Consider the following 4187-nt stretch of genomic DNA (forward strand, 5'->3'; position numbering starts at 1 on the left):
GAACCGCAGGGCGGCGGCCCGGGGTGCGGCGGCGGCCGTCGAGACCGTGTACGAGGTGGTGGACGCCGCCCTGGCGGAGCCGGCCCCCGCCGCGTACGAGCCGGCCGGACCCGCCCCCGGACCGGCCGCCCCGCACCCCGTGGACTGGGTGGCGATGGACCCGTACGACTTCGAGGAGGCCGTCGCCGCCCTCTGCCGCCGGGACGGCTGCCAGGACGTCGAGGTGGTCGGCGGCGCGGGCGACCTCGGGGCGGACGTGGTGGCCACCACGCCCGACGGCCGCCGCCTGGTCGTCCAGTGCAAGCGGTACACGGCCGAGAACAAGGTCGGCTCGCAGGACCTCCAGCGCTTCGGCGGCACCTGCTACGCCGTACACCGGGCGAGCGCGGCGGTCGTCGTCACCACCAGCGCCTTCACCGAACCGGCCCTCGAGTACGCCGGTCAGTGCGGCATCGTCTGCCTCGACCTGGCCGGGCTGACCGCGTGGGCCGAGGACGGTGCGCCGCTGCCCTGGCACACCGGGGCGGCCGTGCTGCCCGCCGAGGGGTGAACCGCCCGCTCAGCGCTCCTTGAGCGCCTGCTGGATCGTCCGCATCACCTCGTCGAGGGGCGCGTCGGTGCGGGCCACGGCGACCAGCACCTCGCCCTCGGAGGCGACCGAGACCGCCGGCGCCCGCGCGGGCTCGCCGCCCCCGGTCCGCCCCGCGCCGATCCCCGAGCCGAACGTGTCCCGCACGATCGCGAACGCGTGGTCGAGCTGGGTCTCCACGTCACCCTGGCCGTCCGCCCGCAGCCACCGCCGCAGTACGTGGTTGTGGGCCGTCACCACGGCCGAGGCGGCCACCTCGGCCAGCAACGGGTCGTCGTTGCCCACCTGGTGATCCCGCTCGTCGAAGTGGCCCAGCAGATAGCGGGTGAACAGCCGCTCGTAGCGGGCCACCGAGGCGATCTCCGCCTCCCGGAGGGTCGGCACCTCGCGGGTCAGCTTGTAGCGGGCCACGGAGACCGCGGGCTTCGCCGCGTACATCTTCATGACCTCTTTGATCCCCCGGCACACCGTGTCGAGCGGGTGCTCGTGCGCCGGTGCGGCGTTCAGTACGGCCTCGGCCCGCACGAGCGTGTCGTCGTGGTCCGGGAAGATCGCCTCTTCCTTCGAACGGAAGTGGCGGAAGAACGTACGCCGGGCGACCCCGGCCGCCCCCGCGATCTCGTCGACCGTCGTCGCCTCGTACCCCTTGGTGGCGAACAGTTCCATGGCTGCGGCGGCCAGTTCGCGGCGCATCTTGAGCCGTTGGGCGGCGGCGCGGGTACCTGCGGCGCTCTCCGGGGCGTCGGCTGCGGCGGAGGAGCGGGGTGACTTGGCGGGTTGGGACATGGTGTGAACGTAGCCCATCGGCGCGTGTGTGTGGGCCGATGGGGGCGGACCGCCCGAGGGCCCCAGCAGCCCGCCCCACCCCGCCCCCGGCCCCTCGGGGGCGGAGGCGGGCGCCGAGGCCCCCACCCCGTCCGCCGCGGGCCCCTCAGCGGCGGGCATGCTCGCGGAAGCCGCGCCCCGTCTTGCGGCCGAGGCAGCCCGCGGCCACCAGGTGTTCGAGCAGCGGAGCCGGTGCCAGGCCCGGGTCGCGGAACTCCCCGTGCAGCACCTTCTCGATGGCCAGGGAGACGTCGAGCCCCACGACGTCCAGAAGCTCGAACGGGCCCATCGGGTAGCCGCCGCCGAGCTTCATGGCCGCGTCGATGTCGTCGAGGCTCGCGTAGTGCTCCTCCACCATCTTGACCGCGTTGTTGAGGTACGGGAAGAGCAGCGCGTTCACGATGAAACCGGCCCGGTCCCCGCAGTCCACCGGGTGCTTGCGGACCGCCGCGCAGACCTCGCGGACCGTGGCGTGCGCCTCGTCGCAGGTCAGCACCGTCCGGACCACCTCGACCAGCTTCATCGCCGGCGCCGGGTTGAAGAAGTGCATCCCGATGACGTCCTCGGGACGCGAGGTCACCCGGGCCACGGCCACCACCGGAAGTGAGGAGGTGGTGGTGGCCAGCACCGCGCCCGGCTTGCACACCTTGTCCAGCGTGCGGAAGAGCTCCCGCTTGACCTCCAGGTCCTCGGCGACCGCCTCCACCGCGAGGTCCACATCGGCGAACGCGTCGAGAGAACCGGCCGGCGTGATCCGGGCGAGCGTCTCGTCGCGTGCCTGTGCCGTCAGCCGCCCCTTGGCGACCGACCGCTCCAGCGACCTGGCGATCCGCGCCTTGGCGGTGTCCGCCTTCTCCCGGCCGCGTGCGGCGAGCACCACGGCGTACCCGGCCTTCGCGAAGACCTCCGCGATGCCCGAGGCCATCGTCCCGGAGCCGGCCACCCCCACCGAGGACACCGGGCGCCCGGCCGCCGCGCCCGTGCCCGCCTTCGGTGTCAGGGCGTCCGGCACCACGTCCTGGCCGCCCGGGGCGTCGTACGTGTAGAAGCCGCGGCCCGCCTTCCGGCCGGTCAGGCCCGCCTCGCCGAGCTGCCTGAGCACCGGCGCGGGGGCGTGCAGCCGGTCCTGGGAGGAGGCGTACATGGCTTCCAGGACCGTGCGCGCGGTGTCGATGCCGATCAGGTCCAGCAGGGCGAGCGGACCCATCGGCAGCCCGCAGCCCAGCCGCATCGCGGCGTCGATGTCCTCACGGGAGGCGTAGTTCGCCTCGTACATGGCTGCGGCCTGGTTCAGGTAGCCGAAGAGCAGCCCGTCCGCGACGAAGCCCGGCCGGTCGCCGACCGCGACCGGCTCCTTGCCCAGTTCGCGGGCGAGCAGCGTCACGGCCTCCACGGCGGGCGGCGCGGTCAGTACCGAGGAGACCACCTCGACCAGCTTCATCGCCGGGGCCGGGTTGAAGAAGTGCAGGCCCAGCACACGTTCCGGGTGCCGCGACTCCGCCGCGAGCCGGGTCACGGACAGGGCGTTGGTGCCCGTCGCGAGGATCGCGGAGGGGGAGACGATCGCGTCCAGCTCGCGGAAGACCCGCTGCTTGAGTTCGTACGTCTCCGGCACGACCTCGATGACCAGCTCGGCCTCGGCCGCGGCCTGCAGATCGGAGAAGGTACGGAAACGGGCGAGGATGTCGCGCCGTTCCTGCTCGGTGATCCGTTCGCGCCGTACGGCGCGCGCGGTGGAGGCTTCCAGACGGGCCACGGCCTGCCGGGCGGCGGCCTCGCTGACGTCGATGCCGATGACCTCGCGGCCCGCGCGGGCCAGGACCTCGGCGATGCCGGTTCCCATGGTGCCGAGGCCGACGACGGCGATGGTGCTGAGCGGGGTGTCCATCACGGGACTCCAGGGTGAGTGACGACTGTGAGGGGCACGGCGGCGCATGCGGCACGGATGAACCGGCGCGCGGCGTGCGGAAGTTGCGTGTCGTGGTGCACGGGTCCCGGGCGTGCCGGGCACACCCGGGCCGGGAGGGGGCGACGGACTCTGTCCCGGAGTCGCGTCTCACGAAAACGCCGAACCGACGAGCACTCCGGGTGGCTGCGTCACCAGGCCACCGGAGCCGGCGGGCGTGTTGCCCGCTCACATGAGATTAACCGGCGGGTAACGAGCGCACCAGCCCTGGGGCGTTGTGCGCTGGACCACATGTCCGGGCCCGGCGGATGATCGATCGTAGACACTGTCTACCGGGCTTTGGTAGACAGTGTCTATGTCTATGACGCAGAGGAACGCGGGCCTCGAAGCCCGCTTGGTCGCGGCCGGGGTCCGACTGGTCGAGGAGGAGGGGGTGCAGGCGCTCTCCCTGCGCGAGATCGCCCGCGCCGCCGGGGTGTCGCACGGCGCGCCCCGCCGCCACTTCCCCACCCATGTCTCGCTGCTCTCCGCCGTCGCACGCACCGGGTTCGCCGATCTGGCCGCGCGGGCCGCCGTGGCGCTGGATGAGGAAGGGGAGCCGCGCGCCCAGGTCGAGCGGCTCTGCCGCGTCTATCTCGGCTTCGCGCGGACCCGCAGCGGCATGTACGAGCTGATGTTCCGTCACGACCTGCTGGAGAGCGGGGAACTGGGACTGCGGGAGACGAGCCTCCCGCTCTTCGGCCTGCTGGTGGACCGTGTCGCCCGGGCCCGCCCGCACCCCGCGGGCACCGGACCCGACGCCCGGGTCGTCGCGGGTGTGCTCTGGGCCGGCCTGCACGGCATCGCCCAACTGCGGCGGTGGCGCAG

The 4187-nt window shown here is 73.4% G+C and carries 4 protein-coding genes; 2 read left to right on the forward strand and 2 right to left on the reverse strand.

Annotated elements, in window-relative coordinates:
* The coding region (locus tag IH13_RS0125885) for a restriction endonuclease (protein ID WP_031088343.1) at nucleotides 1–550 on the forward strand (550 nt) is incomplete at its 5' end.
* A gap of 9 nt (nucleotides 551–559) precedes the next feature.
* Here IH13_RS0125885 and IH13_RS0125890 read toward each other — a convergent pair.
* Both IH13_RS0125890 and IH13_RS0125895 read right to left on the reverse strand, forming a co-directional pair.
* Complete coding sequence (locus tag IH13_RS0125890) at nucleotides 560–1375, reverse strand: TetR family transcriptional regulator (protein ID WP_031088345.1); 816 nt, start codon at nucleotides 1373–1375, stop codon at nucleotides 560–562.
* Nucleotides 1376–1520: 145 nt separating this feature from the next.
* Nucleotides 1521–3302: a 3-hydroxyacyl-CoA dehydrogenase family protein gene (locus IH13_RS0125895; RefSeq protein ID WP_031088347.1), complete on the reverse strand. Its 1782-nt coding sequence runs from the start codon at nucleotides 3300–3302 to the stop codon at nucleotides 1521–1523.
* 379 nt (nucleotides 3303–3681) lie between these two features.
* On the opposite strand from IH13_RS0125895, the gene IH13_RS0125900 reads away from it, so the two are divergent.
* A partial coding sequence (locus IH13_RS0125900; protein WP_063837493.1) for a TetR/AcrR family transcriptional regulator occupies nucleotides 3682–4187 on the forward strand: 506 nt, incomplete at its 3' end.

This window comes from Streptomyces sp. NRRL WC-3549 (assembly GCF_000721935.1).
In the GTDB taxonomy this organism is placed as follows: domain Bacteria; phylum Actinomycetota; class Actinomycetes; order Streptomycetales; family Streptomycetaceae; genus Streptomyces.

Excerpts from the sequence above, each read along its gene's own strand:
- IH13_RS0125890 (WP_031088345.1), bottom strand. The coding sequence starts at position 1,375 with ATGTCCCAACCCGCCAAGTCACCCCGCTCCTCCGCCGCAGCCGACGCC.
- IH13_RS0125895 (WP_031088347.1), bottom strand. The coding sequence starts at position 3,302 with ATGGACACCCCGCTCAGCACCATCGCCGTCGTCGGCCTCGGCACCATG.